Annotated in this window: 22 protein-coding genes; 10 read left to right on the forward strand and 12 right to left on the reverse strand. The window is 64.9% G+C overall.

The genetic code is table 11. The annotated features are described in order from the left end of the window. Positions 1 to 143: 143 nt before the first annotated feature. Together K0P03_RS11250 and K0P03_RS11255 are read right to left on the reverse strand one after the other, a co-directional pair. The gene (locus K0P03_RS11250) at positions 144 to 3,320 is read right to left on the reverse strand and encodes an efflux RND transporter permease subunit (protein WP_272789616.1); all 3,177 of its coding nucleotides are present in this window, start codon (positions 3,318 to 3,320) and stop codon (positions 144 to 146) included. Next, positions 3,320 to 4,495 (reverse strand): efflux RND transporter periplasmic adaptor subunit, encoded by a 1,176-nt coding sequence (locus K0P03_RS11255; protein ID WP_272789617.1) that lies wholly within the window; start codon positions 4,493 to 4,495, stop codon positions 3,320 to 3,322. The genes K0P03_RS11250 and K0P03_RS11255 overlap by 1 nt, the downstream gene beginning before the upstream one ends. 299 nt (positions 4,496 to 4,794) lie before the next feature. Between K0P03_RS11255 and K0P03_RS11260 the strand changes: the two genes are divergently transcribed. From K0P03_RS11260 to K0P03_RS11270, 3 genes are all read left to right on the forward strand, one after another. Then, a complete protein-coding gene (locus tag K0P03_RS11260; protein ID WP_272789618.1) occupies positions 4,795 to 5,616 on the forward strand; it encodes a cyclase family protein in 822 nt (273 codons plus the stop codon). 48 nt (positions 5,617 to 5,664) lie between these two features. After that, positions 5,665 to 6,078, forward strand: coding sequence for a carboxymuconolactone decarboxylase family protein (locus K0P03_RS11265; RefSeq protein ID WP_272789619.1), 414 nt, complete (start codon positions 5,665 to 5,667; stop codon positions 6,076 to 6,078). 102 nt (positions 6,079 to 6,180) lie between these two features. Continuing rightward, positions 6,181 to 8,640 carry an ATP-dependent helicase gene (locus tag K0P03_RS11270; RefSeq protein ID WP_023514221.1) on the forward strand — a complete coding sequence of 820 codons (2,460 nt, stop codon included), beginning with the start codon at positions 6,181 to 6,183 and terminating at the stop codon, positions 8,638 to 8,640. A gap of 32 nt (positions 8,641 to 8,672) precedes the next feature. On the opposite strand, the gene K0P03_RS11275 is transcribed toward K0P03_RS11270, so the two are convergent. The 5 genes from K0P03_RS11275 to K0P03_RS11295 form a co-directional block, all read right to left on the reverse strand. Continuing rightward, the gene (locus K0P03_RS11275) at positions 8,673 to 10,349 is read right to left on the reverse strand and encodes a methyl-accepting chemotaxis protein (RefSeq protein WP_051758656.1); all 1,677 of its coding nucleotides are present in this window, start codon (positions 10,347 to 10,349) and stop codon (positions 8,673 to 8,675) included. A gap of 255 nt (positions 10,350 to 10,604) precedes the next feature. Continuing rightward, positions 10,605 to 11,795: a DUF2778 domain-containing protein gene (locus K0P03_RS11280; RefSeq protein WP_272789620.1), complete on the reverse strand. Its 1,191-nt coding sequence runs from the start codon at positions 11,793 to 11,795 to the stop codon at positions 10,605 to 10,607. 253 nt (positions 11,796 to 12,048) lie between these two features. Further along, positions 12,049 to 13,467: an amidase gene (locus tag K0P03_RS11285; RefSeq protein ID WP_272789621.1), complete on the reverse strand. Its 1,419-nt coding sequence runs from the start codon at positions 13,465 to 13,467 to the stop codon at positions 12,049 to 12,051. Positions 13,468 to 13,531: 64 nt separating this feature from the next. Next, positions 13,532 to 14,023, reverse strand: coding sequence for an anthrone oxygenase family protein (locus K0P03_RS11290; protein WP_272789622.1), 492 nt, complete (start codon positions 14,021 to 14,023; stop codon positions 13,532 to 13,534). Between the two features lie 2 nt (positions 14,024 to 14,025). Further along, the gene (locus K0P03_RS11295) at positions 14,026 to 14,850 is read right to left on the reverse strand and encodes an NAD(P)H-binding protein (RefSeq protein ID WP_272789623.1); all 825 of its coding nucleotides are present in this window, start codon (positions 14,848 to 14,850) and stop codon (positions 14,026 to 14,028) included. Between the two features lie 106 nt (positions 14,851 to 14,956). Between K0P03_RS11295 and K0P03_RS11300 the strand changes: the two genes are divergently transcribed. Beyond that, entirely contained in the window at positions 14,957 to 15,565 is a 609-nt protein-coding gene (locus K0P03_RS11300; protein ID WP_023512222.1) for a TetR/AcrR family transcriptional regulator, read from the forward strand. Between the two features lies 1 nt (position 15,566). On the opposite strand, the gene K0P03_RS11305 is transcribed toward K0P03_RS11300, so the two are convergent. Beyond that, positions 15,567 to 16,655 (reverse strand): hypothetical protein, encoded by a 1,089-nt coding sequence (locus K0P03_RS11305; protein ID WP_272789624.1) that lies wholly within the window; start codon positions 16,653 to 16,655, stop codon positions 15,567 to 15,569. Positions 16,656 to 16,835: 180 nt separating this feature from the next. On the opposite strand from K0P03_RS11305, the gene K0P03_RS11310 reads away from it, so the two are divergent. The 3 genes from K0P03_RS11310 to K0P03_RS11320 all read left to right on the forward strand — a co-directional run bounded on the left by K0P03_RS11310 (position 16,836) and on the right by K0P03_RS11320 (position 19,318). Beyond that, positions 16,836 to 17,624: a DUF1194 domain-containing protein gene (locus K0P03_RS11310; protein ID WP_272790473.1), complete on the forward strand. Its 789-nt coding sequence runs from the start codon at positions 16,836 to 16,838 to the stop codon at positions 17,622 to 17,624. A 99-nt stretch (positions 17,625 to 17,723) separates the two neighbouring features. Further along, positions 17,724 to 17,954 carry a hypothetical protein gene (locus K0P03_RS11315; RefSeq protein WP_023512225.1) on the forward strand — a complete coding sequence of 77 codons (231 nt, stop codon included), beginning with the start codon at positions 17,724 to 17,726 and terminating at the stop codon, positions 17,952 to 17,954. A 164-nt stretch (positions 17,955 to 18,118) separates the two neighbouring features. After that, on the forward strand, positions 18,119 to 19,318 hold the full coding sequence (locus tag K0P03_RS11320; protein WP_272789625.1) for an aromatic ring-hydroxylating oxygenase subunit alpha: 1,200 nt from the start codon (positions 18,119 to 18,121) through the stop codon (positions 19,316 to 19,318). A 96-nt stretch (positions 19,319 to 19,414) separates the two neighbouring features. Here the strand turns inward: K0P03_RS11320 and K0P03_RS11325 are convergent, their stop codons facing one another. Then, entirely contained in the window at positions 19,415 to 20,839 is a 1,425-nt protein-coding gene (locus K0P03_RS11325) for an aminotransferase (protein WP_272789626.1), read from the reverse strand. Between the two features lie 261 nt (positions 20,840 to 21,100). Here K0P03_RS11325 and K0P03_RS11330 point away from each other — a divergent pair, with 261 nt between their 5' ends. From K0P03_RS11330 to K0P03_RS11340, 3 genes are read left to right on the forward strand one after another with little or no spacing between them, the layout of a single operon-like run. Continuing rightward, complete coding sequence (locus K0P03_RS11330; RefSeq protein WP_272789627.1) at positions 21,101 to 22,018, forward strand: ABC transporter permease; 918 nt, start codon at positions 21,101 to 21,103, stop codon at positions 22,016 to 22,018. Further along, on the forward strand, positions 22,015 to 22,839 hold the full coding sequence (locus tag K0P03_RS11335; protein WP_130515379.1) for an ABC transporter permease: 825 nt from the start codon (positions 22,015 to 22,017) through the stop codon (positions 22,837 to 22,839). The genes K0P03_RS11330 and K0P03_RS11335 overlap by 4 nt, the downstream gene beginning before the upstream one ends. A gap of 30 nt (positions 22,840 to 22,869) precedes the next feature. After that, positions 22,870 to 23,964, forward strand: coding sequence for an ABC transporter ATP-binding protein (locus tag K0P03_RS11340; RefSeq protein WP_272790474.1), 1,095 nt, complete (start codon positions 22,870 to 22,872; stop codon positions 23,962 to 23,964). Positions 23,965 to 24,128: 164 nt separating this feature from the next. Here the strand turns inward: K0P03_RS11340 and K0P03_RS11345 are convergent, their stop codons facing one another. The 3 genes from K0P03_RS11345 to K0P03_RS11355 are packed head-to-tail and all read right to left on the reverse strand — an operon-like array spanning position 24,129 to position 26,765. Next, positions 24,129 to 25,211: an extracellular solute-binding protein gene (locus K0P03_RS11345; RefSeq protein ID WP_272789628.1), complete on the reverse strand. Its 1,083-nt coding sequence runs from the start codon at positions 25,209 to 25,211 to the stop codon at positions 24,129 to 24,131. 28 nt (positions 25,212 to 25,239) lie between these two features. Further along, positions 25,240 to 25,905 carry a TetR family transcriptional regulator C-terminal domain-containing protein gene (locus tag K0P03_RS11350; protein ID WP_050744605.1) on the reverse strand — a complete coding sequence of 222 codons (666 nt, stop codon included), beginning with the start codon at positions 25,903 to 25,905 and terminating at the stop codon, positions 25,240 to 25,242. Between the two features lie 41 nt (positions 25,906 to 25,946). Further along, complete coding sequence (locus tag K0P03_RS11355; RefSeq protein ID WP_272789629.1) at positions 25,947 to 26,765, reverse strand: class I SAM-dependent methyltransferase; 819 nt, start codon at positions 26,763 to 26,765, stop codon at positions 25,947 to 25,949. Between the last annotated feature and the right edge of the window lie 131 nt (positions 26,766 to 26,896).

The following is a 26,896-nucleotide window of genomic DNA, read 5'->3' on the forward strand; positions in this document are numbered from 1 at the left end:
CCGCAAGCGGGGCGAAGGGGTATGCCGATCTGATTTCCACACCCCATGCCCGTTTGCGGGGCAAGTCCCCTCTCCCTGCTTGTGGGGAGAGGGTTAGTGCGAGGGTGAGGGCAAATCACGGCAAGGGATAGCACCGCCGGCCTTCACTCCGCCGCCTGTGGCAAGACAGCCGCCGGCTGCGGCAGCGCCGTGTCGTCGCGCCGCCCCAGCGTCTCGGCATGGGCAAGCTCGGCGGCAAGGCGCTTTTCTTCGTCGGCATGCGGGCTGGTGAAGCGGGCGATGACAAGATAGGCGACGGGCGTCAGGTAGAGCGTGACCACGGTCGCAAGGCCGAGGCCGCCGACGAGCACCCAGCCGAGCGAGATGCGCGCCTCTGCGCCCGCGCCGCTGGCAAGGATCAGCGGCACCGCACCGACGACCGTGGCGATCATTGTCATCATGACGGGCCGCAGGCGGATATTCGAGGCGTTCTCTATGGCGCTGCGGATATCTTGCCCGCGGTCACGCAGCTGGTTGGCGAATTCGACGATCAGGATGCCGTTCTTCGCCATGATGCCGACAAGCAGCACCAGCCCGATCTGGCTGTAGATGTTGAGCGTCGTGCCCGTCACGATCATCGCGAAGACCGCGCAGGCGAGCCCCAGCGGCACCGTCACCATGATGATGATCGCGCTGACGAAGCTTTCGAACTGCGCGGCCAGCACGAGGAAGATGATGGCGAGCGCAAAGCCGAAGGTGATGAAGAGCCCGTTCGAGTTCTCCTGCAGCGTCGCCGCTTCCGCCATGGGCAACACGCGGGAGCCCTCCGGCAGCAGCGGCTCGGCCATTTCCTGAACGAGGGAAAGCGCCTCGCCGAGCGCCAGGCCGTCTTTCAGGCCGGCCGAAAGCGAGACGGCGCGCAGCTGCTGCTCGCGCGAAAGCTGGGGCGCGACGGCCTTTTCCTCCAGCGTGGCGATGGACGACATGGGCACGATCTTGCCGTCACCGGTCTTCAGGAAGATGTTTTCCAGATCCATCGGGTCGTTGATCGGCTGTGTCGTCGAAGAGAGCTTGACCGGATAGGCCTGCCCCTCGACATAGATATCGACGACGCTCGTGCCTTCGAGCATGGCCTGCAACGCGGCCGAAAGGCCGGTGATGTCAATGCCGAGATCGGCAGCGCGCTCGCGGTCGACGGTCACGGAAAGCTGCGCCTGGTTGGCCTCGTAGTTCAGCCGCACGTTCTGGAAGCGGCCGCTGTCCTCGATCTTTCGCACGAGTTCCGCCGCGGCATTGCCGAGCTTGGTATAGTCGTTGCCGACCAGCGCGACCTGCAGGCCATTACCGGCGCCACGGATGCCGAGGCTGTTCGGCTGCATGGCGAAGGCGCGCACCGAGGGCACGGAACCGACCGCCGCGTTGATGTCCTGCACGATGGCCTGCTGCGTGCGCTCGCGCTCGCCCCAGGGCGCCAGCGTCAGCACCATGAAACCGCTGTTCGTCGAGCCGCCCTGGCCGGAGATCGAGAAGATGTTGATGATCTCGCCATCCTCGTACAGCGGGCGCAGCTTGTTCTCGATCAGCTTCATCTGGTCCTGCGCATATTCCAGCGACACACCCTGCGGCGCGTTCACGCGCAGCATGACCATGGACCGGTCCTCGCTCGGCGTCAGCTCGGACTTGATGGTGAAGAAGGAGGTGGCACCCGCCGCGGTGAAGAGCAGCGCGACGACGAAGACGATGAAGGGCGCGCCGAGGCAGGCGCTCAGCGTCGAGCGGTAGAAGCGCGACGCCGCTCCGCCGATGCGGGCGAGAAGGCCGCTATGCCCGTGCGTCACGTCCTTGGTCAGCATGCGCGAGGCGAGCATCGGGCAGAGCGTCAGCGCGACGAAGGACGACAGGAGGATGGCGAAGGCGAGCACGAAGCCGAACTCGCGGAAAAGCCGCCCGGCCTGACCGGGCAGGAAGGAGAGCGGTACGAAGACGGCGGCGAGCGTCGCGGTGGTCGCGATGACCGCGAAGAACACTTCCAGCGTGCCGAGGATGGCAGCGGCGCGCGGCTTCAAGCCCTCGGCACGGCGGCGCACGATATTTTCGAGGACGACGATCGCATCGTCCACCACGAGGCCCGTCGCCAGCACGATGGCAAGCAATGTCAGGATGTTGACGGAGAAGCCGGCCATGTAGATGGCCGCAATCGTGCCGATGAGCGCGATCGGCATGCTGATCGTCGGGATCAGCGTCGCGCGCCAGTCGAGCAGAAAGAGATAGATGACGAGCGTGACGATGACGACGGCGACGACAAGTGCGATCTCCACCTCATGGATCGCACCCTCGATGAAGACGGCGTCATCGCTGGTGATCTTGATCTCGGTGCCTTCGGGCAGGATGTTGTCGAACTGCGCCGCCATCTGCTTCACACCGTTGGAGATGTCGAGCGTGTTGGATTGCGCCTGGCGGATGATGCCGAGACCGATGCCCTGGCGACCGTTGGAGCGCAGCGCGGTCGAGCCTTCGTCCGGCCCCATCGTCACCATGGAGACGTCGCCGAGGCGAACGCGGTTCTTCAGGATGAGGTTTTCGAAGTCGGCGGGCGTCGTCAGGTCCGCGGTTGCGCGCACCGTGATGTCCTGGCTCTGGCTCTTCAGCGAGCCGGCAGGCACGTCGAAGGCGGCGGTGGCAAGCGCATTGCGCAGGTCCGCGACCGTCAGCCCGCGTGCGGCGAGCTTTGACTGGTCGACATCGACGCGAAAGATCTTCTCCTGGTCGCCATAGACGGCGACATCGGCAACACCCTCGACGGACGCGAGCCGGTCGGTGATCTCGTTTTCAGCGAGAAGCGTCAGGTCTTCGAGCGACAGCCTGTCCGAGGTCAGCGCCAGGCGCATGATCGGCTGGCTGTCCGCATCCGCCTTCACGACGCGCGGCTCGTCGGCGCCGTCGGGAAGCTGGTTCGCCACCCGGCCGAGCGCATCGCGCACGTCGTTGGCGGCCTGGTTGACGTCGGTCGTATCGGAGAATTGCAGGGTGACGCGGCTGCGTTCGAAGGAGGAGGACGAGGAGATGTCCTTGATGCCTTGGACCCGCGAGACCGCGCCTTCGATCACGTCCGTCAGCTCGCGGTCGACGGTTTCCGGTGAGGCGCCGTCGAACTCCGTCGAGACGCTGATGACCGGCTGGTCGACGGAGGGAAGCTCGCGGATCTCCACACCGTTGAAGGCGGCAAGGCCGGCGACGACGATCAGCGTGTTAAGCACGAGGGCGAAGATCGGCCGGCGGATGAAGAGCGCGGTGAAACCCGCCTTGCCGGACGTGTCGAGCGCGTTCCCCTCCCCCGACATCACGACCCCTCCGCCACGGAGGAGGTCGCCTGCTGGTCACGCTCCCGCGCCGCCGTGCGCACCGCGCCGCCCGGCCGCAACGTCTGCACGCCCTCGGTGACGATCTGATCGCCCTCGGCGATCTCGGCCTTCACCAGAACCTTGTCCGGATTGCGCTGCACGATGTGAACCGGCACGCGCTCGACCTTTTCATCCTTGACGCGCCAGACATAGGAGCCATCGGCGCTCCACTGCACGGAAAGCGGATCGACGCTCGGATAAAGGTCGCCGGCAAAGCGCATGGTCACCTGGAAGGACATGCCCGCGCGCAGGAGATCCTCGGGATTGTCGATCTGGGCGCGCACGCGCAGTGTTCGGCTTTCCTGGTCGATGCGGTTGTCGATCGCCTGCACCTCGCCCGTAAAGGTCTCGCCCGGCCGCGCGACCGCCGTCGCCGTCACAGCGCCACCGACGCGCATGCTTGTCGCAAACCGCTCCGGAACCCAGAAATCGACGAGGATTTCCGAGCGGTCGTCGATGCGGGCAATCGCCGAGGCTGTGGTGACATAGTCGCCGGGGTTGACGGAGATGATGCCGACGACGCCGCCATAGGGCGCGGTGATGTCGCGGCGGCGCAGCGTCAGCTCAGCATTCTGCAGCGCCAATTCCGCAGCCTGCACCGCCGTCTGGGCGTCCTGCAATTCGGCAATGCTCATGGTGGATTTCAGGTTCTCGATCCGCGTCAGCTTCTGCCGGGCGCTGTCGCGCGCCACGCGCGCCTGATCGGCTGCGATGCGTTGCTCGTCGCTGTCGAGGCGGGCGATCACCTGGCCCTGCTCCACCCGTTCGCCGGACTTCACCAGCACTTCCGTGAGGTTGCCGGTGGCATAGGGCGTGACGGTCACGGTGCGGATCGCCTCGCCGTCGCCGATGGCGTTCAGCCGGTCGTTGACGACCGACATGGCGGCAGGCTTGGTGGCGACAAGCGCCGGTCCGCCACCGAAACCGCCGCGGCGACCACCTTCGCGGCCGCCCTGCGCCTCACCGTCGCCGGCCGGCGCGATGACCGCCACGAGCGACCCCGGCAGACCCGTGGCCTGCAGCGTGGCGTTTGCCCCGGGCACGAAGCGACCCCAGAGCAAGACCCCGGCCGAAAGGACGCCAAGGCTTATGAGGAGCTGTTTCCAAACCCGCATGCAATCTGTCTCCGAAGGAAGCGAACCGTCGCCTGTTGCGGCGCGACATAGGCCAAGTATCCCGCTTTGAAAATGAACGAGCAATGAAAGAATGCGTTCATTACCGAAATGTAAGATTGGCGGCCCGCTCTGTTACCGAAATGTAAGAAAAGGTGGAGAAATCTTCCCTCGCCGCGCTTTTTGCGAGCACGTGCATGACTGGACGCCTCCAACACTTGTGATAGCTTTTTCCAGGCCTCAGCGGCCAAGCCCTATTTCAGTATTCTTTCATCAACGCATTGAACGACAGGGGGAATTCCATGTGTGACGCCTGCGTCATCGATACCGTCAAGAACCGCATGCTTTCGAGGAGAAGCTTTTTCCGCGCCGCCGCCGCCGGAGCAGCAACGGTCGCTGCCGCAGGTAGCGGCGCGCTGAGCCCGGCACTGGCCCAGGCTCCGACGAAGGCAACGGACCTCACCCACGAACTCTATGAGGAGTTCCCGACCTTTTTCGGGCCGCAGCAGTTCTGGCGCGAGCAGAAGTTCAACTACAAGGAACACAAGTTCAACATCTTCGAACTCCGGTACAACGAGCACACCGGCACCCATCTCGATGCGCCGCTGCATTTTACCGAGGACGGCACATCCGTGGCGGAAATCCCGGTATCCGATCTGGTCGTGCCCCTCGCCGTCATCGACATCCGGGAAAAGGCCGCCGCCAATGCCGATGCGCAGCTGACGCCGGATGACATCAAGGCCTGGATATCCGCCAATGGCGACCTGCCGGAAAAGGCCTGCGTTGCCCTTCTTTCCGGCTGGGACAAGCACCTCGGCACCGACAAGTTCCGCAATGCCGATGGCGAGGGGAAATTGCACTTCCCCGGCTTCCATGTCGAAGCGGTGCAGTACCTTGCGGAAAATTCGAGCGCCGTCGGCATCGCCGTCGATACGCTTTCGCTCGACCACGGCATCTCCCCGGATTTCGCCACGCACTATTCCTGGCTGCCCTCGGGCCGCTGGGGCCTTGAAGCGGCCGCCAATCTGGACAAGCTTCCGGCCAAGGGCGCGACCCTCTTCGTCGGCGCACCCAAGGTGCGCGGCGGCACGGGTGGCCCGTCCCGTGTCATCGCCCTCGCCTGATCCCTTCCGGCCGGCGGTTTTCCGCCGGCCCATTCCTCGGAGACGCTCATGAGCACCGTCAAGCCCGCCGACAATCTGGAAGCCGATCCGCGCGTCAAGGCGGTGTTCGACGACATCCGCGCCACCCGCAAGTCGGACTTCGTCAACAACATGTGGCGCTACCTCGCCTTCGACCCGGCGCTCCTGGAGCGCACCTGGGCGGAGGTGAAGGTCGTCATGGCGACACCCTCGACGCTCGATCCGCTCGTCAAGGAGATGCTCTATATCGCGGTCTCGATAACGAACGGCTGCAGCTATTGTGTCCACTCCCACACCGCGGCGGCGAAAGCCAAGGGCATGACGGACGCGCACTATGCCGAACTCCTGGCCATCGTCTCGCTTGCCGGCAAGACGAACCAGCTCGCCACCGCCCTGCAGGTGCCCGTGGACGACCTCTTCGATGCGGACCGCCGACAGGCCTGAACAGCGCCGCTTTCCACAATCTTCCGGCCATTCTTTTCCCCCGTGGAATAAAAGCAGAACGGAAAACTGGCCTTTCGGGACCGAATCACTACATTGAGCCGCATGATCAGCGGTTACGACGACATTCCCTTCTTCGACGAGGACCCGCAGCTGGCCGGCAAGCCCGCAGCACCGGCCAAGCCGACGGGCGGCATCGCCGCGCGTGCCATGGCGGCCCGCGACGCGCACCGGGCGCCGGATTATCTCTCCGGCCTCAACCCAGAGCAGCGCGAGGCGGTGGAAACGCTCGACGGACCCGTGCTGGTGCTTGCCGGCGCCGGTACCGGCAAGACGCGCGTGCTGACCACCCGCATCGCCCATATCCTCGCCACCGGCCGCGCCTTCCCCAGCCAGATGCTGGCCGTGACCTTCACCAACAAGGCGGCACGCGAGATGAAGGAGCGCATCGGCCTCCTCGTCGGCGGGGCCGTCGAGGGCATGCCCTGGCTCGGCACCTTCCACTCGATCGGCGTGAAGCTCCTGCGGCGCCACGCCGAACTCGTCGGCCTCAAGTCGGATTTCTCCATCCTCGACACCGACGATGTGGTGCGGCTGGTCAAGCAGATCATCCAGGCCGAGGGCATCGACGACAAACGCTGGCCGGCAAAGCAGTTCGCCGGCATGATCGACGGCTGGAAGAACAAGGGCCTCGATCCCGCGCAGATCCCGGAGGGCGATGCCCGCGCCTTCGCCAACGGCAAGGGCCGCGAACTCTACATCGCCTACCAGAACCGCCTGAAGACGCTGAACGCCTGCGACTTCGGCGACCTGCTGCTGCACCCGATCCGCCTGTTCCGCGCCAATCCGGATGTGCTCGCCGAGTACCACCAGAAATTCCGCTACATTCTGGTCGACGAGTACCAGGACACCAACACGGCGCAATACATGTGGCTGCGTCTGCTCGCACAGCGGCCGAAAGGCACGCCGCAGAACGTCTGCTGCGTCGGCGACGACGACCAGTCGATCTATGGCTGGCGCGGTGCGGAAGTGGACAACATCCTGCGCTTCGAGAAGGATTTCCCGGGCGCCAAGGTCGTCAAGCTGGAGCGCAACTACCGCTCCACCGCCCATATCCTCGGTGCGGCCGGCCACCTCATCGCCCACAACGAGGACCGCCTCGGCAAGACGCTGTTCACCGACCGGCGCGACCCCGAAGACGACAAGGTCGTCGTGCATGCCGCCTGGGATTCGGAGGAAGAGGCCCGCGCCGTCGGCGAGGAGATCGAACAGCTCCAGCGCAAGGAGCACAAGCTGAACGACATGGCGATCCTCGTTCGTGCGTCCTTCCAGATGCGCGAATTCGAAGACCGCTTCGTCACGCTCGGCCTCAACTACCGCGTCATCGGCGGCCCGCGCTTCTACGAGCGCCTCGAAATCCGCGATGCCATGGCCTATTTCCGCCTGGTCAGCCAGCCGGCCGACGACCTCGCCTTCGAGCGCATCGTCAACACGCCGAAGCGCGGCCTCGGCGACACGACGATCCGCAACCTGCACGACTATGCCCGCGCCCGCGACATCCCGATGCTCGCCGCAGCCGCCGATATCATCGAGACGGACGAGCTGAAGCCGAAGGCTCGCAAGGCGCTCTTCGACGTCGTCACCGATTTCCGCCGCTGGCAGTCGCTGCTGGAGACCATGCCGCACACCGAGCTTGCCGAGCAGATCCTCGAGGAGAGCGGCTACACCGCCATGTGGCAGGCCGACAAGTCGGCGGAAGGACCGGGCCGCCTCGAAAACCTGAAGGAACTCATCCGCTCGATGGAGGCCTTCGAATCGATGCGCGGCTTCCTGGATCACGTTTCGCTCGTCATGGATGCCGAGCAGAACGCCGAACTCGATGCCGTCTCGATCATGACGCTGCACTCGGCCAAGGGCCTCGAATTCGAGACCGTGTTCCTGCCCGGCTGGGAGGAAGGCCTCTTCCCGCACCAGCGCTCGCTCGACGAGGGCGGCCGTTCGGGCCTTGAGGAAGAACGGCGCCTTGCCTATGTCGGCATCACGCGGGCCAAGCGCCGCTGCCACATCTGGTTCGTCTCGAACCGCCGCATCCACGGCCTGTGGCAGACGACCCTGCCCTCGCGCTTCCTCGACGAGCTGCCGGAAGCCCATGTCGAGGTTGCCGAGGTCGAGCAATCCTATGGCGGCTACGGTCGCGGCGGCGGTTACGGCCAGTCACGCTTCGACAAGCAGGAACCCTTCCAGAACGCCTATTCGACGCCCGGCTGGCGCCGCGCCCAGGCGAACCGCACGGATGCGACCCGCGACAACTGGGGCTCGCGCTCCGGCCATGCCGTCGAGCGCATCGGCTATGGCGAAAGCGGGCCGCGCGCCCGCACCATCGACGGCGAGCTGGTGGCGAAATCGACGGTAAGCGAGCCATCGAAATTTGCGATCGGCGACCGGGTCTTCCACATGAAATTCGGCAATGGCAACGTGGCGGCGATCGAAGGCAACAAGCTGACGATCGACTTCGACCGCGCCGGCCAGAAGCGTGTCCTGGACGGCTTCGTCAACAAGGCCTGACGGAGCCGTATTGCGACCCCGTCCCTCGTTTTTCAGGATGCTTTGCGGATATGGCCGAGACGGGCCGCGCGCTCTTCCGGCGTCCAGACCTCGCTACCGTCACGGCGACGGGCACGACGGTTCAGCTGGAAGCGGTTCACGAGTTCGCTCAGGGTTATTGCGCCTTCCGCCAGCGACTGGCTCGTCGCCGTCGTGTGCTCCACCATGGCCGCGTTTTCCTGCGTGATCCGGTCGACGTCGGACACGGCGGCACTGATCTCCTCGAGGCCGCTCGCCTGCTCGGCAGCGGATGTCGCGATGGCATCCACGTTGTGGTCGATCTCCGCGACGAAGCTTTCGATCTCCTGCAGCGCGCGGCCTGTCTCGCCGACGAGACGCACGCCCTCATGCACTTCCGTGCTGGAATTGGTGATCAGCTTCTTGATCTCGCGTGCCGCCTTGGCGGAACGCTGCGCCAGTTCGCGCACCTCCTGCGCGACCACCGCAAAGCCCCTGCCCGCCTCGCCGGCGCGCGCCGCCTCGACACCGGCGTTCAGCGCGAGCAGGTTGGTTTGGAAGGCGATTTCATCGATGACCCCGATGATCTGGCCGATTTCGGCGGAGGCCGCTTCGATGCGTTGCATGGCGCTGACCGTGTTGCTCACGACACTGGCCGACATGTTGGCCGAGGCGCGCGCATCCCGCACGAGCTTGCGCGTTTCCCGCGTACGGTCGGTCGAGGAACGCACAGCGACGGTCGCCTCCGTGAGGGCAGCAGCCGTCTCCTCCAGCGCAACAGCCTGCTGGCGCGTGCGCTCGGAGAGATCTTCGGCCGCCTTGCGCATCTCCTGTCCGCTCCGGTTCTGGATGTAGGTCTGGTCGAGAACCTGCGAGAGGGTTTCCTGGAAGGCGCCGATCGAGTTGTTGAAGTCGCGCCGCAGCGGCTCGAACTCCGGCACGAAGGCGCGGTCGATCGTCATGCGGATGTTGCATTCCGCCAGGCGGCCAAGGCCGGCGCCGATCTCCTCGATCGACCTCACACGCTCCGTCACGTCGGTTGCGAACTTAACGACCTTGAAGACCTTGCCGTCGGCATCGAGGATCGGGTTGTAGGACGCCTGGATATGGATCTTGGCGCCACTCTTGGTGATACGTGTAAACTGGTCGGCGACGAAATGGCCTTCCGCCAGCCGCTGCCAGAACACCCGGTATTCCGGGCTTGCGACATGGTCGGGCATGCAGAACATCGAGTGGTGGCGACCGGTGATCTCCGTGAGATCGTAGCCGAGCGCCGCGAGGAAATTCTCGTTGGCACCGAGGATGTCTCCCTTCGGCGTGAACTCGATGATCGCCTGCGCGCGGCTGAGTGCCGCAAGCTTGCCCTCGTCCTCCATTGCCTTCAGCTTTACCGTCGTGATGTCGGTGGCGAACTTCACCACCTTCACGGGCTTGCCGCCCCGGAAGACCGGATTGTAGGAGGCTTCGATCCAGATCTCGCGGCCGCCCTTGGCAACGCGCTTGTACTGGCGCCGGTCGAAATGGCCCTCGGCAAGCCGCGCCCAGAAGGCCGCATAGTCCTTCGACTGCGCCTCCACCGGATCGACGAACATGCGGTGGTGCTGGCCGACGACCTCGGAAAGCTGGTAGCCAACGGCCTGCAGGAAATTCTCGTTGGCATGCAGTATCCTGCCGGTCAGGTCGAATTCGATGATCGCCTGGGAGCGATCCATCGCAGCAAGTACGGCGCGGGCGTTCAATCCAAAATCGAAAGCGGTCACGTCTGGTTCCTACCCTCAGTGCGGTCCCGGCTTCTCCAAGACCCCTAAAATGACACTGGCCAAATTTGACGCGAAATTCTTAGCGTTTGATAAACCAAATAGATCATTGGCATAAGATTCTTGGAAAAACGCAAGAAACCGCATTCCAATAAAAAACCGGCGCTGCAGGGCGCCGGCTCGGATTTCAGCCCATCAAGCGGAAGGCAGTCAGGCACCGGCCTTGCGGTAAAGGGCGGCAAGCTGCGTGCGGGAGGACGGCAGCTCCGGCACCACGACCATCATCGTGATGTGACCGCGCTTGAAGGCATTGAGGAATGGCTCGTAGTTCTGGAAGGCGACGCAGCCATGCGAACCCTTCTGGCCGCGCAGCAGGTTGGTGTGCGTCAGGAGGCCCGTGCGGTTCTTCGGGTCACGTCCGTCGATCGACGTCATGCGGATCGCCTCGACGCCGTGGAAGCGCCGCTCGCGCATCTTCAGGCGATAGATACCGGCGGGCGTCGGCCCGGTCATCTTGACATGTTCGTAGCGCGGGTTGTCACGCATCTTGCCGATACCGGAATGCGCGCGCAGCTTCGTGCCGTCGGGCATGTAGACCGTCGCATTGGAGACGTCGTAGATCGCGACCCGCGTGCCGCGCCCCGGCCAGCCGGTGCCACTTGCGCCCCCCTTGCTCTTGAAGAGATCGCCGAACAGCGAACGCTCGGGCTTGACGAGAGCGACGTCTTCCTTGTCCTTGTCCTTCGCCTCCTCGCGCTTGGCGCGGGCGACGGGTTTCTCCTCGACCACCGGCTTTTCGATGGTGACCGTCTCCAGCGCGGGCTTGGCCTCCGGCAGCGGGATCTCGCTGAGGAGGTTCTCCTCCTCGGTTTCCGGCTTCTGCATGACGAGGCCGAAGGGCTGGATGTCCTTGCGGGCGGAAACATCCTCGACCAGCGCGGTAACCATGGTCGGCTGGCCAGTGATCCGCTTCTCGTCCTCGACGGAGCGCTCGGCGCGGGCGATAGCCGCCTCGATCATCGCCGCCTTGGCCTTCTCGCGCTTGACGGCGGAGGCGAGCTGGATGGAGATCTTGCGCTGGTGGGCGAGCTGGATCGCCTCGGCCGTCAGCTGCTTCTGGCGCAGCTCGCTTTCCGAGGGCTGCGACAGCCGCGAGAACTTCGCGACCTTCACCGTGCGCTCGGCGTGTTGGGTCAGCCGCGCCGCAGGCTTGCCATGCAGCGAGGCGGTCATGATCTTCTTGTCTTCGGAAAGGGAGGAGGCAGCATCCTGCATTGCGCCCAGCGTCGAAACGACGGCCCAGGCGGATCCTGCGACGACACCGCAGGCCAGGAATGCGCTGAGAAGGATACCCCGACGGGTCTTCGACGCGGAACGCGCGGAACTGTATACAGACGCCATGATACTCGTTACCCGATACTCGTTACTCGACGCGGCCGCGGAAAACACACTCCGGAAGCCGTTACGCTTGCGGCAGGCGGCGGGATCACGCGTCCCGGGCTTCTGCCGAACGAGCAAAGAATGACGAAATATGGTAAGCAATTCCTAAACGGCGCCTCGCGTTTTTGAAGGAGTCTGCCGGACGGTCCTCAACACCCGGCAAGGCTGCCTGTCACGAGAATGCGGCGCTGGCGTGTCAAAAGCCCCCGTATCCCTAGAACTGGGGATGCCGGGAGAGCCAGTCGGTCGCTGCCTCATAGCGCGCGGCAGCCGCGAGCACGTCGCGATCGGCCCGCGGGCGACCGATGATCTGGATGCCTGCGGGCAGTCCGTTCACGCCGAAACCAGCCGGCATGGCGGCGACGGGAAGGCCGGCCAGCGTCGGCCCGATCACCACCTCCATCCAGCGATGATAGGTGTCCATCGCCCGCCCCGCGATCACCTTCGGCCAGTCGAGCTCGGCCGCGAAGGGGAAGACCTGGGCAGAGGGAAGGACGAGGAAATCGTAGCGTTCGAAGAGGCCCATGACGTGGCGCAGCCAGTCGCTGCGGCCGAGCGAGGCGGCATAGACCTCCGCCGCGGAGAGGTTCTGGCCGTTCTCGATTTCCCAGATCATCTCCGGCTTCATGCGCGCGCGCCGGATGGGGTCTGCATAGTCGCCCGCCTGCCCATTGGCGACGAGGAAATGGCGCAACGTGCGCCAGGTCTGCCAGAGCCGCGCCATGTCGAAGCCCGGCGGTACGTCCTCGACGCGGCATCCAAGCCGGCGAAAGACGTCGAGCGCGGCGCGGCAGAGCTCCAGCACGCCGGGCTCGAAGGCAAGGTAGCCGTCGAAATCGCCCAGCCAGCCGATGCGGGCACCGGAAAGATCGCGGTCGCCATCGTGCACAAGGCCATCATCGGCAAGCGACAGCGGATCACGGGGGTCATGGCCGGCCTGCGTCGCCAGCAGGGCCGCGACATCGGCGACGCTGCGCCCCATCGGGCCGTTGATGGCGAGCTGGCCGAGGAAAAGTTCGGTGTTGAGCGAGGGCACGCGGCCGAAGGACGGACGGAAGCCGACGACATTGTTGAAGCCCGCGGGATTGCGCAGCGAGCCCATCATGTCGCTGCCGTCGGCGACCGGCAAGAGCCGCGCCGCCAGCCCCGCCGCCGCGCCGCCCGAGGACCCGCCGGCGCTCCTGCCGGTGTCGTAGGGATTGCGCGTGACGCCGAAGACCGGGTTGTAGCTGTGCGAGCCGAGGCCCATTTCCGGCGCATTGGTCTTGCCGATGATGATGGCGCCGGCAGCCCGGATGCGCTCGACATGGATGTCGTCGTAGTCGGGGACAAAATCCGCATAATTGGCCGAACCGAAGGAGCAGAGGATGCCCTTCGCCTCTGAAAGGTCCTTCACCGCGAAGGGCACGCCGTGCAGCCAGCCGCGATAGTCCCCCACCGCAAGGGCCCGGTCTGCCGCTTCCGCTTCGGCCAGCAGCGCATCCGCCGGACGCAGGCTGACGATGGCGTTGAGACGCGGATTGATCGCCTCGATGCGGGAGAGATAGGCCACCATGACGCTGCGGCAGTCAAGCCGGCGCTCGGCGATGGCGGCGGAAAGGGCAAGGGCGGAAAGGTCGGTAATGTCCTGCAAGGTCGGCTCCGGCATTCGTCTGGAACAGAGCTAGCAGGCGGAAGGAGGGAGCGCCAGCCCGGTCCTAGCCGAGCGCGGCACCCTGGCGGAACGCGAGCGTGAAGAAACCCACGGCGGCAAGCGCGCCGAGCGTGCGCACATGGTTCCACAGCGTCCAGACGTCGAGATAGCGCTGCCAGAGCGCCGCCTGTTCGGCGCTTCCCGCCGGCGCGGCGGCAAGCGCCTCATTGAGCGGCACGTTGAAGACGACCGTCACGCCGATGACCGCAACAAGGAAGACGGTGCCGCCGGCCGCAGCCGTCAGTCCGCCCGGCCCGTCCTGCAGAAAACCGAGCACCGTCAGCACCAGCGACAGCAACGCCCCGCCGCAGAAAGCCGAGAAGAACCAGGGATTCTGGATGACGGCATTGATGGCGTTCATCGCCGCCGCCCCTTCGGTCGGCGACAGGCGGGCGAAGGCCGCCATGATGCAGACCGAGAAGATGAAGAACAGCCCGGCATTCAGCGCCGCGGCGAGAATGGCGAGGAAGGTCAGGATGGGAACGGCACTTGCCATGGTCAGGTCCTCCAGAAACCGCTTTCGGCCGTATCACGGGCGAATTCGGAAAAGTCACGCGGCGGACGGCCGAGCACACGCGCAATGTCGTCGCTCAGATGCTCGTTCCGCCCGTCGAGCACCGAACCGAAGAGATAGCTGACGAGCCAGACGACCTCTTCCGGCTGGCCGGCCTGCCGCAGCATGCCGGCATAGGCTTCGATTGTGACGGGCATATAGGCCACCGTGCGCCCGCCGGCGGCGGCGAACTCCTGAACGGCCTCGCGAAAGGTCATCAGCCGCGGTCCGGTCAGTTCGTAGGTCTTGCCGGCATGCCCCTCTTCCGTCAAAGCGGCGACCGCCATGTCGGCGATGTCGCGCGTATCGACGAAGGGTTCGCGCACGGTGGCGGACGGCAGCACCAGCTCACCGGCAAGGATCTCCTCGGCGAAGAGCCCCTCGCTGAAATTCTGGAAGAACCAGCTGCCGCGCAGCACCGTCCAGGTTACACCCGCCTCTTTCACCGCCGCCTCCCCCGCCTCCGCGGCATCCTCGCCGCGGCCCGACAGAAGCACCAGGCGACGCACGCCGGCGGCAGTTGCAAGATACGCCAGGTGGCGCAGGTCCGCATCCGATCCCGGCACCGCAAGGTCAGGCTGATAGGCGATGTAGACGGCCGTGACGCCCTCCAGAGCCGCCGACCACCCGGCCGGGTCGCGCCAGTCGAACGGGATCGCCGCGGAGCGGGAGCCGATGCGCACCGCAACGCCCCTTTCGCGAAGCCGCTCGGCAATCGGCCGCCCCGTCTTTCCCTCGCCGCCCAGAAGCAGAATGCACTCGTTCGTCATCGTCTACCCTCCAAAACATGAGCAATCCTCATATTTGCAAAATGTGAGGATTGCTCGTATTTGTCAAGAGCAATTGAAACCACGTCGCAGCCGCCTGGAAAACCCGATGACCGAACCACAGATGCGCCGCGCCCCCACCCAGAAACGCAGCCGCGAGCGGGTGGACGCCATCCTTGCCAATGCGACGGACATGATCGCGCAGACGGGCAGCGACGCCCTGCGCATGAGCGAGCTTGCCCAGCGCACGGGCATCTCGATCGGCTCGCTCTACCAGTATTTTCCCGACAAGAGCGCCGTGGTGCATGCGCTGGCCGAACGCTGCAACGAGGAAAGCCGCGCCTGCATCGCCGAAGGCCTTGCCGCGGTCGGCAGCATGGACGCGCTTGCCGAGGCCTTCGGCGGCCTGATCGACACCTACTACGCGATCTTCCTCGCCGAACCGGTCATCCGCGACATCTGGTCTGCCGTGCAGGCGGACGGGGCGCTGCGGGCCATGGAAGCGGAGGAAAGCCGCCGCAACGGCGCGCTGCTCGCCGCCCGGCTGAGAATGCTGCGCCCGAAGGCCGACCCCGACCGGATCGAGGCGGTCGCGCTCCTCGTCATGCATCTTGGCGAGGCGACGATGCGCCTCGCCGTCTCGGTCGACCGGGCCGAAGGCGACAGGCTGGTCGAGGCCTACAAGCGCATGGCGATCCGGGAACTGACGGCGCTGTAGCCTATCGGGTGCGCCGCGCCTCCAGCACTTCCGCCGCCTCGAGCAACGTGGCGAAGAGGTAGGAGATCTTGTCGCCGCGCGTATCGCCGTACCAGATCTGCGGCACCATCACGCGGAAGCGGCTCACAAGGAGATCGGCGAGCGCCTCGGTGTCGCCCATCCATTCCAGCATGTCGGCATAGAGGTTCATCACGCTGGGCGCGGGAAACCGCGTCAGGAGATCCTCGAAGCCGCGTTTCGCCATATCCGGATCGCAGAGCGTATCGGCAAGCTCGTGGTCGCCGACATCGGTATTGGCCTGCTGGATCAGCGCATAGAAGCCGAGGCCGAAGCGGTCCTGCGTCAGCTCCGCCGCCCGACGGGCAAAATCCTCGAGATCCTGCGCGCTGCGTCCCAGCCAGCGCGGCATGATCATGCGGGCATGTGAGCGACAGAGGTCGATATTGTACCGGTCGAGCAACCAGACGCGCTCGAAGCGCGCTCTGAATTTCTCGAAATCGCCGTCGTTGGCCGAGCGGCGATAGTCGCTCATCCGCCAGCTGAAATTTTCCGGATCGGCATGGCTGTCGAGCACGTCGTCCGCCTCCTTCAGCAGCGTTTCGTAGTCCCGCCACTGGTCCGCCCGAACAAGGCGCCCATAGGCGGTGCCGCGTCGCACGAAGGCGGTGACGCGCAACGCATCGGCATAGGTGGCGGCCGAAAAGGCGGACGGGCTGCGCTGGAAGAAGGCCCGGAAGGGCTCCAGCATGTCGATATGCGCCACCGTCTCGTCATCCGGAAGCTCCAGGAACGGCTCGACGAACCAGTCCTTCACCAGCGCGTAGAGCGGCCGGCCGCTTTCCGTGATGACACCACCCACCCGCGCAGCCTCGAACGCCCGCTGGTAGGCTTCGAAATCGCCATTGCGCCAGGCGGCGCGCATGGCGTCGCGCTGCGGCACGAGCGCCGGTATCTCGTCGTGCAGGTCGACGAGATAGAGGTCGTAGTCACGCACCAGCTGCTCCTCCGGGGACAGAAGCTCCTGCGGCGCGGCGCTCGCCCGGCCGAACACCCTGTTGCGCATGCCGGCAAGAATATCCTTGAAACCCATGTCGATCCGCTTCCTCAGCCCGGGGCATATGTGTTCCGCCGCGAGGGACGGGAACCACCGGGAAACGGCTGCAGGCGGACGGCTATTCGCCGCATCACCGATTTTTGAAGAATGCATGCCCTTTCCGCGTGCAGGTCGTGATACATTTTCCAACCCCGGATGCACGGATGGGTGATGGTCATGCTGACAACGCTTGCCTTGCTGATAAGCCTGATGCCCGGCGCGGAACTCGCCGCCGCGGACCAGGAGGTGGATGTGGAACTGGTGCTGGCGGTCGACGTCTCCGGCTCCATGGACCTTGAGGAGGCGCAGGTGCAGCGCGCCGGCTATGTCGATGCGCTGCGCCACCCGGAATTCATCGATGCCGTGCGCGACGGGCTGACCGGCCGCATCGCCATCAGCTATTTCGAATGGGCCGGCACGATCCGCGACAATTCCCTCGTGTCCTGGCAGATCATCTCCGGGCCGGAGGATGCAAACGCGTTTGCCGCCCAGCTCGAAGCCCGCCCGATCGCGACGCGCCGGGGCACCTCGATATCGGGCGCGATCGTCTATGGCGCACAGCTTTTCGATGCCAACGGCTATAGCGGCCTGCGCCGCGTCATCGACGTGTCCGGCGACGGGCCGAACAATTTCGGCCCGCCGGTAACCCCTGCGCGCGATGCGGCGACCGCGCTCGGCATCATCATCAACGGCCTTGCCATCATGATCCGCCCCTCCGCCGCCTATGGCTCGCTCGACGACTATTATGCCAACTGCGTCATCGGCGGCCCCGGTGCCTTCGTGCTGCCGGTGCAGGAGCCCGAGGATTTCGCCATTGCCATCCGCCGCAAGCTGATCCTCGAAGTCAGCGGCGCCGAACCGCCCGCGCGCACCATACCCGCCGCCGGAGAGCCGGCCGATTGCCTGATCGGCGAAAAGCTCAGGCCCAGCTACATGGAGCGTTTCTACCCGGAACTCGACCGCTAACCCCTGTTCCACCCGAAACAGCGCGGCAGGCTCCCGCATGCGACAGTCACCCTACTGGATGAAATGGTTCGTCCATTGACTGGTAGAGAGGAGACTGAAATGCGCAAGTTCATCATGTCCGCCGTTGTCGCGACCATCGCAGCGGTGTCCTTCGCCGCCCCCTCCCAGGCCGGCGGCTTCTATATCGGTTTCAGCCATGGCTGGGGCGGCCATCACCACGGCTATGTCAGCCACGACTACGGCCATCACCGCCATTGCTTCTGGAAGAAGATCAAGCGCTACAACAAGTGGGGCCATCTCGTCGTCAAGCGCGTGAAGGTCTGCCGGTAAGCGCCGGTACCGGCGCGATTTTTCGCGAGGAATCCGCCCTGCCCTGGCCGCTTTGCGGCCGGGGTTTTGCAATTGGCAGGATACGCAACTTTCGCAACCTATTCCTTTTGAACGGAAATCATGCTTATATTGAATGAACGTTCAGCAAAATAAAGGGGAGTGACATGAACGAGATGATCCGCGATATCAACGTTCCGAACGACTGGGACAGAAGCGGACTTCCCGGTTGGTGTTATCACAGCCCTGCCCTCCTCGAACTCGAGCGGCAGCACGTCTTCCGCGAACACTGGCAGATCGCCTGCCACGTCTCCGACATTCCCGAGCCCGGCAACTATCTCGCCATGGACGTCGTCGGCGAACGGGCGCTGATCCTGCGCGGGCAGGACGGCGCGGTGCGCGCCTTCCACAACATCTGCCGCCATCGCGGCTCGCGCCTCGTCGCCGACGAGAAGGGCAGCTGCCGCAACGCGCTCGTCTGTCCCTTCCACGGCTGGGTCTACAATCTCGACGGCACGCTGCGCGGCGCCGCCCGCCCCCGCAGCTTCCCGCCGCTCGACAAGAACGAATTCGCGCTGAAGGCGCTGGAATGCGAGATCTGGCAGGGTTTCGTCTTCATCCGCTTCGCGCCCGGCCCACAGCCGTCCGTCGCCGCGCTGATGAAACCTTTTGAAGCGGAGCTGGCGCATTACCGCACCGGGGAGATGATCCCCGCCGGCGCCATCTGGACGCAGGAAACGCCGGTCAACTGGAAGTCCGTGCGCGATGTCGACAACGAGGGCTACCATGTTGCGATGGCGCATCCCGCCCTGCAGGACCTCTATGGCTCGACCTACTATGACGAACCCTTCGTCGATGGCCTCTGCCGCTCCTTCGCCACCTACAACCCGCATGCCGGCCGGCGCTGGAGCGTGCGCAACTATGTGAAGATCTCGCCGGAAAACCATGCGCTGCCGGAGCGGCTGCGCAAGGCATGGATCTATTTCGGCCTGTTCCCCAACGCCGTCATTGCCGTCACGCCGGAAACCGTGCAGTTCTACCAGGAGTTTCCGCTCGGCGTCGGCAAGACGCTGCTGCGTGGCGGCATCTACCGTTACAGGCAGGAGGAGCGTGCCCATCGCCTTGCCCGCTACCTCGCCTTCCGCATCGACCGTGATACCCAGGCCGAGGATGTGCAGCTCACCGTCTGGTCGAACGAGGCGATGACCTCCAACGCCTTCGCAGGCTTCTACCTCTCCGACCTCGAATATGGCGTGCGCACCCACCACGACCATCTGCGCAAGGTGGTGCCGGTGATGACGCTGAAGGACGCACCGGAGGAGAAGGATATGGCTGGCACCAATGCCGGGCTCGCCGAAGGCCGCTGATCACGGGCATCCGGCGACAAAAAGAGAGGCCCGCTTGCGCGGGCCTCAAGCGTGCGAGGCGGGGAATGTCGCCGCGCACATCTGTTCTCTGACGGATCAGCCCCGCCAAAGGCCTTCGCGGACAAGATCGTCCATCGTCAGCTCGATCCCCTTGCGCAGGATCGCCGTCATGTCGTCGATCTGGGCGGTGGAGATGGTGAGCGGCGGCGACATCACACACATGTTGATGAGCGGGCGCACCAGCAGGCCCAGTTCCTGGCAATGCCGGTCGATACGCTTGCCGACCTCCAGGTCGAGCGTCAACGGGTTCTTGCTGACACGGTCGGCGACGCATTCCACACAGGCCATCAACCCGAGACCGCGCACCTCCCCGACCAGCGGCAGGTCCTCCAGCGCCTTCAGGCTCGCCTGGAAATGACCGGTAACGGCGCGCGCATGGTCGAGCAGCCCGTCCTCCAGGATGTCGAGGTTCTTCAGCGCCACCGCGCATCCGACCGGATGGCTGGAATAGGTCAACCCATGCGCGAACATCGCCTCCGAATGGTTCGAGCGGCGCAGTTCTTCGAAGAGGCGCCCGGCGATCATCACCCCGCCAAGCGGGAAATATCCCGACGTCACCCCCTTGGCGAAGGTGATCATATCCGGGTCGATGCCGAAAACGTCCTGCGCGGCGAAGACATGACCGAGGCGGCCGAAAGCCGTCACCACCTCGTCGGCGATAAAGAGGATGTCGTTGGCGCGGCAGAGCGCGTGCATGCGCTTGAGGTAGCCATCGGGCGGCACGATGACGCCGCCGGACGCCATGACCGGCTCGGCGATGAAGGCGCCGATATGCTCCGCCCCCTTCTCCTCGATGACCGCGCGGAACTCCTCGACAAGGAAATCGCAAAAAGCCTCGACGCTCATGCCCTCCGGCCGGCGGAACGGATCCGGGCAGGAGAGCTTGACGACGAGATCGGCAGCGCTGTCCATCCAGTCGTGGTCGCGCGGCCGGCCGTTGAGCGAGGCGGAGAGGTATGTCGAGCCGTGATAGCCGCCCTGGCGCGAGACGATCAGCTTCTTCTCCGGCCGACCCTTCACATTGTTGGCGAACTGCATGAAGCGCAGCGCCGTCTCGACCGCGGACGAGCCGCCGGTCGTGTAGAAGACATGGTCGACCCCGTCGGGCGCATGTTCCGCAAGGCGCGCGGAGAGCACGGCGGACGGCGCGTTGGTCGTGTACCAGGGCGAATTGTAGGAAAGCTCCATGGCCTGCGTGGCCATGACGTCGGCCAGCAGCCTGTTGCGATGCCCGGCATTGACGCACCACATGCCGGCAGGCCCGTCGATCAGGCGGCGGCCGGCGGCGTCGGTGACGTAGATGCCCTCGCCCGCCTCGATGCGCCCGCGCGCCTCCGCGCCGATGGAGCCGGAAACCGGCCAGGGCTGCACCAGGTGGCGCTCGGCCAGCCGGGTAAGCGCGTCACCAGTCGCCTCGTCGGCACACCGGTCCTCGTTCACCGTCTTCGGAATTGCCGCCATGTCCCTCTCCATCGATTATTTACCAAGAAGAATACCAGACCAACAATATGAAAGATATTACCTTTCTCAATCATATTGAATGTTCGTTCAATCAATATTGCAGAACCAGGGCTTGATTTCAACGGGGATTTCAGCGCATGCTGTCAATCAGGGAACAGCAGCGTGCCCGAAAAGCAGCACGCAAAGGCCGAAAAGGCGCAAGCGCATGGGAACGGGAAATCTCACGCTCTATGAAAGTTGTCGCGGCGGGAGTTGTGGCCGATGACGGCGGCGGCGTTCGGCCCGCTTGCCGACACACCCTCCCCCGGGAGGCGCAAGGTCTGGATGCGCAGCAAAGAGGCCCGCGGCCTCGCACTGATCTCCCCGACCTTCCTCTATGCGCTGGCGCTGCTCTTCCTCCCGGTCCTCATCGTCATCGCTTACAGTTTCTGGACCCAGAACTATCTCGACATCGACCGCACCTTCACGCTGGAGAACTACCGCCAGGCCCTCACCGAGCCGATCTACCGCGACCTCTTCGTCCGCTCGCTCTGGATCTCGCTGACGGTCAGCATCGTCACCGTCGTCTTCTCCTATCCGATTGCCTGGTTCATCTCCTTCCATGGCGGGGTGCACAAGAACCTCTGGCTGTTCCTCGTCACCGTGCCCTGCTGGACCAGCTACCTTTTGCGCGTCATGTCGTGGAAGGTCATCCTCGGCTATGGCGGCGTCTTGAACACCGGCCTCATCTCGATGGGCCTCATCGACAAGCCGCTGACCTCGCTCGTCTACAATTCCAACGCCGTCGTCATCACGCTGGTGCACAGCTGGGCCGCCTTCGCCATCCTGCCGATCTACGTTTCGCTGCAGAAGATCGACCGCACGCTGATCGAGGCGGCACGCGATCTCGGCGACAGTCGTTTCAGGGCCTTTCTGCGCATCACCCTGCCGCTCTCGCTGCCCGGCATCATCTCCGCCTTCCTGATCGTGATGATCCCGACCGTCGGCGACTATGTCACGCCGCGCCTCGTCGGCGGCAAGGACGGCGTGATGATCGCAACCGCCATCCAGGCGCAGTTCGGCAAGGCCGCCAACTGGCCGCTCGGCGCCGCTCTCTCCGTCACGACCATGGTGCTCGTCTCGCTCACGGCGGCGGCCGTCGTGCTGGCGCTGAAATTCGCCGTCAGGAGGATCAGATGAACCTCCTCACGCAGCGCCTGCGCGTTCTTCCGTTCCTGCCGGCCTATGTCGCGCTCTATTTCCTTTTCCTCTATCTGCCGATCCTGCTGCTGCCGGTCTTCTCCTTCAACAACGCGGCCACCACCACCTTCCCGCTCGCCGGCTTCACCACCAAGTGGTACGCCTCGCTGGCCGGCAATTCGGTCATGCTGGAAGCGGCCTGGAACAGCCTCGTCGTCGGCGTCTCCGTCTCGCTGCTCTCCACCGTTCTCGGCATCTGCGCCGCCCGCGCCATCACGCGCTACCGTTTTCGCGGCCAGAGGGCTGCGGCCGGCCTCATCATGGCGCCGCTCTTCCTGCCGGAGATCATCGTCGCCGTCTCTCTCCTAATGATCGTGCTCGCAATGGGCGTGCAACTGTCGCTGATCACGGTCATCCTTGGCCAGACGGTGTTCTGCGTGCCCTATGCCATGGCGGTGCTCGTCTCCGGCTTCGAAGGGTTCGATCGCAGCCTGGAGGAGGCCTCCTACGACCTCGGCGAGACCGCGATCGGCACTTTCCGGCGCGTCACGTTGCCGGTCGTCGCGCCGGCCATCGTCTCCAGCCTGCTCGTCACCTTCACCATCTCGCTCGACGAGTTCATCCTCGCCTTCTTCCTGTCGGGCACCGAACCGACGCTGCCGGTCTATATCTGGGGGCAATTGCGCTTTGCGGCAAAGCTGCCGGGCGTGCTGGCGCTCGGCACCGTCATGCTCGTCGCCTCCATCCTCATGCTCACCCTTGCCGAAATCCTGCGCCGCCGGGCCGAACGCCGCACGCAGATGGCCTTCACGCTGCCCTGAGAGGAGAAGTCCGCCATGGCCGACCGCCCGATGATCGAAATCGCCAACGTGTCCAAGTACTACGGCATCTACAAGGCGCTCGACGACGTCTCGCTCACCATCGGCGAAGGCGAGTTCTTCTCGCTGCTCGGGCCGTCCGGCTGCGGCAAGACCACGCTCCTGCGCTCCATCGCCGGCTTCGAGACACCGACGGCGGGCGAAATCTTCATCGACGGAATACCCTCCCTCGCACTGCCGCCGAACAAGCGCCCGACCAACATGGTCTTCCAGAACTACGCGATCTTTCCCCATCTCGACGTCGCGGAAAACGTCGCCTACGGTCTGAAACGACTGCGGCTTCCGGCGCAGGAGGAAAAGAAGCGGGTGGGCGACGCGCTCGACCAGGTGCGCCTAGCGGGCCTCGGCCAGCGCAAGGCGCATGAACTCTCCGGCGGCCAGCGCCAGCGCGTCGCGCTTGCCCGTGCGCTTGTCATGCGGCCGAAGGTGCTGCTGCTCGACGAACCGCTCTCCGCCCTCGACAAGAAGCTGCGCGAGGAGATGCAGGTGGAGCTGCGCACGCTGCAGAAGGCTGTCGGCATCACCTTCATCCTCGTCACCCACGACCAGTACGAGGCGCTGGCGTTGTCGGACCGCATCGCCGTGATGTTCGGCGGCCGCATCGCGCAGATCGCCGGCCCGAAGGAAATCTACCAGCGCCCGCGCACCCGCAAGGTCGCCGACTTCCTCGGCGGCATGAATTTTTTGAAAGCGAAGGTGCTGGGAGAACAGGGCAACGCCGTCTCCGTCGATGCCGCCCGCTTCGGCGCCGTCAACCTCGACAAGCCGCAGGGCTTTGCCGCCACAAACGGCCAGGTCACCGTCGGCATCCGCCCGGAACGGCTGCGGCTGCTGTGGGACGACGACCGCGCCCCGCACGAGCTTGCCGGCCGCATCGAGAACCGCGCCTATTTCGGCGAGGTCACCCACCTGGCCGTCGGCGTCGACGGACTGGAACAGCCGCTCTCGCTGGTCGAGACGAACAATTTCGGTGCGGACGATCTGCCGGTCGGCGCGGAGATCCGGCTCGCCTATGATCCGGAGGCGTTCGTGTTGCTGGCGGAAGACCCACCGGTTACGCGCGTGTGACCTAGCCCCTCATCCGGCCTGCTGGCCACCTTCTCCCCGCAAGCGGGGAGAAGGAACCGTGCTGCAGGGCTTTCCTTCGATCAACGTGAAGAGGTCGCCACAGCCTCCTTCTCCCCGCTTGCGGGGAGAAGGTCGCGGCAGCGGGATGAGGGGCCGCTGCCCCCTCAATACCCCGACTTGATCTTCTCGAATTCCGCGATCATCTTCTGTCGCAGCTCTGTCGGGATCGGCGCCTGGAACAGCGTGTTGGCGACGAAGGCATCGACATCCGCATACCCCTTGTCGGCGAGGATCTTCGGATCGACCGCGGCCATGCCCTTGGCGTTGGAATGGCCGTAGCCCCAGCTTTCGACCATATAGGCGGCAACGCCGGGATCGGTGACGGCGTTGAGGTAGTCATAGGCAAGGTCAGGGCTGCCCTCCGCACCCTTCAGCCGCGAATAGCCGCAGACCCAGGTGGACAGCCCCTCCTTGGTATCCTTCTTGATGGCGACCGGCTGGCTGTCGGCCTGCAGCGTCGTCGCCGTCTCGTTCCAGGCCCAGGCGAGATCGACCTCGCCGCTCGCCAGCGCCTGACTGAGATCGGTGTTGTCGGTCCAGTAGAGCCGCACGTTCTTGTGCACCTCGCGCAGAAAGGCGGAGGCCTCCCCGAACTGTGCATCCGTCATCGTGGTCAGGTCCTTGAGGCCCGTGGCAAGGCCCGCCAGCGCATAGGCATCATCGACATTGTCGCCGATCGACACGCGATCCTTGAACTTCGGATCGGCAAAGGCCTTGAGGGAGGCGATCTCCTCGGGCTTTACCGTGTCGGTGCGGTAGGTCAGCACCGTGTTGCCCCATTCGAAGGGCAGGAACCAGGCCGTACCGTCCTCGGACGTCATCAGGTTCTTCATGCCCTTGAAGGCCGGCAGGATATCGTTCCACGCAGCCAGCTTGGACGTGTCGAGCGGTTCCAGCAGCCCAGCCTCGCGCCACTTCACGATGCTCTGCGCGCAGGGATGCGCAAGATCGGCCTTGAAGCCGGAGCGCAGCTTCTGGAAGGCCTCTTCCTCGTCGCCGAAGAAGGAAAAATCCGGCGAACCGCCATGCTTTTCCGTATAGGCGGGGTGGAAGGCGGGGTCCTCGTAACCGGACCAGTCGAAGACGGTGAGCGTATCGGCGGCGAAGGCTGGGAGGGCGGTTCCGAGGGCGAGGAAGGCGGTGAGTGCCGCCATTGTGGTGCGCTTGGCCGTGTGTGCAGTCTTCATGCCATACTCCTTCCCCGTTCCGGGTTCCCTATTGTGATTGTGGTCCTTGCAAGGTGAGATGCTTCGGGAAGGTCGTGGCGACGAAGGCGATCGCCGCCTCCAGCGCCTTTTCCCGAGTGGTGCCGTCGCCCATCATCAGGCGCAGCCACAGGCCCTCCAGCATGGCGCAGAGCGACAGCGCGGTCGGCTCCGGCTCATAGGCATAGCCGCCCTCCGCCTTCAACGCGGCGCAGAGCGAGATCACGGTCTCCTGGTACTTCACGTCACGCGCGCCGCACAGCGCCTGGTAGGTCGGCCGCGACTTGGCCTCGCCCCAGAAGGCGCACCAGGCTGCAAGCTTGCGCTTTGTGCAGATCTTCCGGTCGAAATCCGCATGAACCAGCGCCCAGATGCGGCTCGCCGCGCTCGGGCCGGCCTTTTCGAGCGCCGCGTTCCAATGGTCCGCATATTCCTCGGACATGAACTGCAGCGTGGCGATGAGCAGGTTTTCCTTGCTCTCGAAATGGAAGTTGACGATGCCGCGGGAAAGGCCGGCGCCGTCGGCGACATCCGCGAGCGTCGTGTCGGAATAACCGCGCTTGGCGAGCGAATCGATCGTCGCCTCGACGAGCTGCTGCCGCCGCGTCTCCTTCGAGGCCTTGCGTCCCCGCTTCTCGCCGTCGCCCGAGCCCTGTTCAGCCCCGCCTGCCCGCATCTTCACCGCCACCTTGCCTTTGGGATTGCGCATCGTCACGGTCACGGGCGAACTCCCGCGGCCGGCTTGATGCCGCGCAGATGAGCCGGACAATGCTCCCCGCTGTCAAGAACCTTCTGCATCGCCGTCCAGGTGCGGATGTTCTTCGCGACATAGGCGTCGCCCACTGCCGCCACCGCCTCGGCATGAAGCGGCCCCTTGAGGCGCTCCAGCTCACCGCGCGCCACGTCGCGATACCAGGCATTGCGGCTTTCGACCGTCCCTTCGGAAAAGCCGGCGGCGGCCATCGCCAGAAGATAGCGACGTGGCGAGGCCATGCCGAAGGAGAGCCCTTCGGCGGCAATATAGTCTTTCATATCGGCACTCGGCTCACCGTCATGGCCGATCAGCCAGTCGGACGCCGCAAGGATGCCGCCCGGCTTGAGCACACGGAAAAGCTCAGAAAACAGCGCTTCCTTGTCCGGCACGTGGATCATCGCATCCTTGGAGAAGACGACGTCGAATTCGCCGTCGTCGAACGGCAGGCGGCCCGGCGGGCTGGAGGCGAAACGCGCGACCGCGGAAAGCCCCGCCTTGGCCGCGGCCACCCGCGCCCGGTCGATGACCGGCTGCTCCACGTCGTAGCCGACGACCTCGGCCGGGCCATAGGTGCTCGCAATGTGCAGCGCGATGCCGCCGGCACCGCAACCGAAATCGAGGATGCGCCGGTCCTTCAGACTGACGCCAGAAAGGATGCGATCGACCTCCGCCGGACCGCCCGGCGAAAGATAGCCCTCGCCCCAGAGGACCGCGAGGAAGCGGATCGCCGCCTCGTCATATTCCGGCTCCGCCGCCGCACCGTCCCTGCCCGTTGCCGTCATGGCCTCCGCCATCCCTCGGCCGCATGGCCGGCGCGCTTTTCCCGTGGCCGAAATTCTAGCGCATAATCAGGCGATTGCAAGATACTTGCTGAATGATCATTCAGAATATCTGGACAACATTTTGCTTTTGA

This window comes from Shinella sp. HY16 (assembly GCF_028534175.1).
Lineage (GTDB): Bacteria > Pseudomonadota > Alphaproteobacteria > Rhizobiales > Rhizobiaceae > Shinella.

What these genes read in the sequence shown, in the direction of transcription:
- K0P03_RS11340 (WP_272790474.1), top strand. Translation starts at nt 22,870, where the DNA reads ATGATCGAAATCGCCAACGTGTCCAAGTACTACGGCATCTACAAGGCG.
- K0P03_RS11315 (WP_023512225.1), top strand. Translation starts at nt 17,724, where the DNA reads ATGCGCAAGTTCATCATGTCCGCCGTTGTCGCGACCATCGCAGCGGTG.
- K0P03_RS11330 (WP_272789627.1), top strand. Translation starts at nt 21,101, where the DNA reads ATGACGGCGGCGGCGTTCGGCCCGCTTGCCGACACACCCTCCCCCGGG.
- K0P03_RS11320 (WP_272789625.1), top strand. Translation starts at nt 18,119, where the DNA reads ATGAACGAGATGATCCGCGATATCAACGTTCCGAACGACTGGGACAGA.
- K0P03_RS11335 (WP_130515379.1), top strand. Translation starts at nt 22,015, where the DNA reads ATGAACCTCCTCACGCAGCGCCTGCGCGTTCTTCCGTTCCTGCCGGCC.
- K0P03_RS11310 (WP_272790473.1), top strand. Translation starts at nt 16,836, where the DNA reads ATGCTGACAACGCTTGCCTTGCTGATAAGCCTGATGCCCGGCGCGGAA.
- K0P03_RS11295 (WP_272789623.1), bottom strand. Translation starts at nt 14,850, where the DNA reads ATGACGAACGAGTGCATTCTGCTTCTGGGCGGCGAGGGAAAGACGGGG.
- K0P03_RS11305 (WP_272789624.1), bottom strand. Translation starts at nt 16,655, where the DNA reads ATGGGTTTCAAGGATATTCTTGCCGGCATGCGCAACAGGGTGTTCGGC.
- K0P03_RS11255 (WP_272789617.1), bottom strand. Translation starts at nt 4,495, where the DNA reads ATGCGGGTTTGGAAACAGCTCCTCATAAGCCTTGGCGTCCTTTCGGCC.
- K0P03_RS11270 (WP_023514221.1), top strand. Translation starts at nt 6,181, where the DNA reads ATGATCAGCGGTTACGACGACATTCCCTTCTTCGACGAGGACCCGCAG.
- K0P03_RS11290 (WP_272789622.1), bottom strand. Translation starts at nt 14,023, where the DNA reads ATGGCAAGTGCCGTTCCCATCCTGACCTTCCTCGCCATTCTCGCCGCG.
- K0P03_RS11350 (WP_050744605.1), bottom strand. Translation starts at nt 25,905, where the DNA reads ATGCGGGCAGGCGGGGCTGAACAGGGCTCGGGCGACGGCGAGAAGCGG.
- K0P03_RS11325 (WP_272789626.1), bottom strand. Translation starts at nt 20,839, where the DNA reads ATGGCGGCAATTCCGAAGACGGTGAACGAGGACCGGTGTGCCGACGAG.
- K0P03_RS11275 (WP_051758656.1), bottom strand. Translation starts at nt 10,349, where the DNA reads ATGGATCGCTCCCAGGCGATCATCGAATTCGACCTGACCGGCAGGATA.
- K0P03_RS11260 (WP_272789618.1), top strand. Translation starts at nt 4,795, where the DNA reads ATGTGTGACGCCTGCGTCATCGATACCGTCAAGAACCGCATGCTTTCG.
- K0P03_RS11345 (WP_272789628.1), bottom strand. Translation starts at nt 25,211, where the DNA reads ATGAAGACTGCACACACGGCCAAGCGCACCACAATGGCGGCACTCACC.
- K0P03_RS11280 (WP_272789620.1), bottom strand. Translation starts at nt 11,795, where the DNA reads ATGGCGTCTGTATACAGTTCCGCGCGTTCCGCGTCGAAGACCCGTCGG.
- K0P03_RS11355 (WP_272789629.1), bottom strand. Translation starts at nt 26,765, where the DNA reads ATGACGGCAACGGGCAGGGACGGTGCGGCGGCGGAGCCGGAATATGAC.
- K0P03_RS11265 (WP_272789619.1), top strand. Translation starts at nt 5,665, where the DNA reads ATGAGCACCGTCAAGCCCGCCGACAATCTGGAAGCCGATCCGCGCGTC.
- K0P03_RS11300 (WP_023512222.1), top strand. Translation starts at nt 14,957, where the DNA reads ATGACCGAACCACAGATGCGCCGCGCCCCCACCCAGAAACGCAGCCGC.
- K0P03_RS11250 (WP_272789616.1), bottom strand. Translation starts at nt 3,320, where the DNA reads ATGTCGGGGGAGGGGAACGCGCTCGACACGTCCGGCAAGGCGGGTTTC.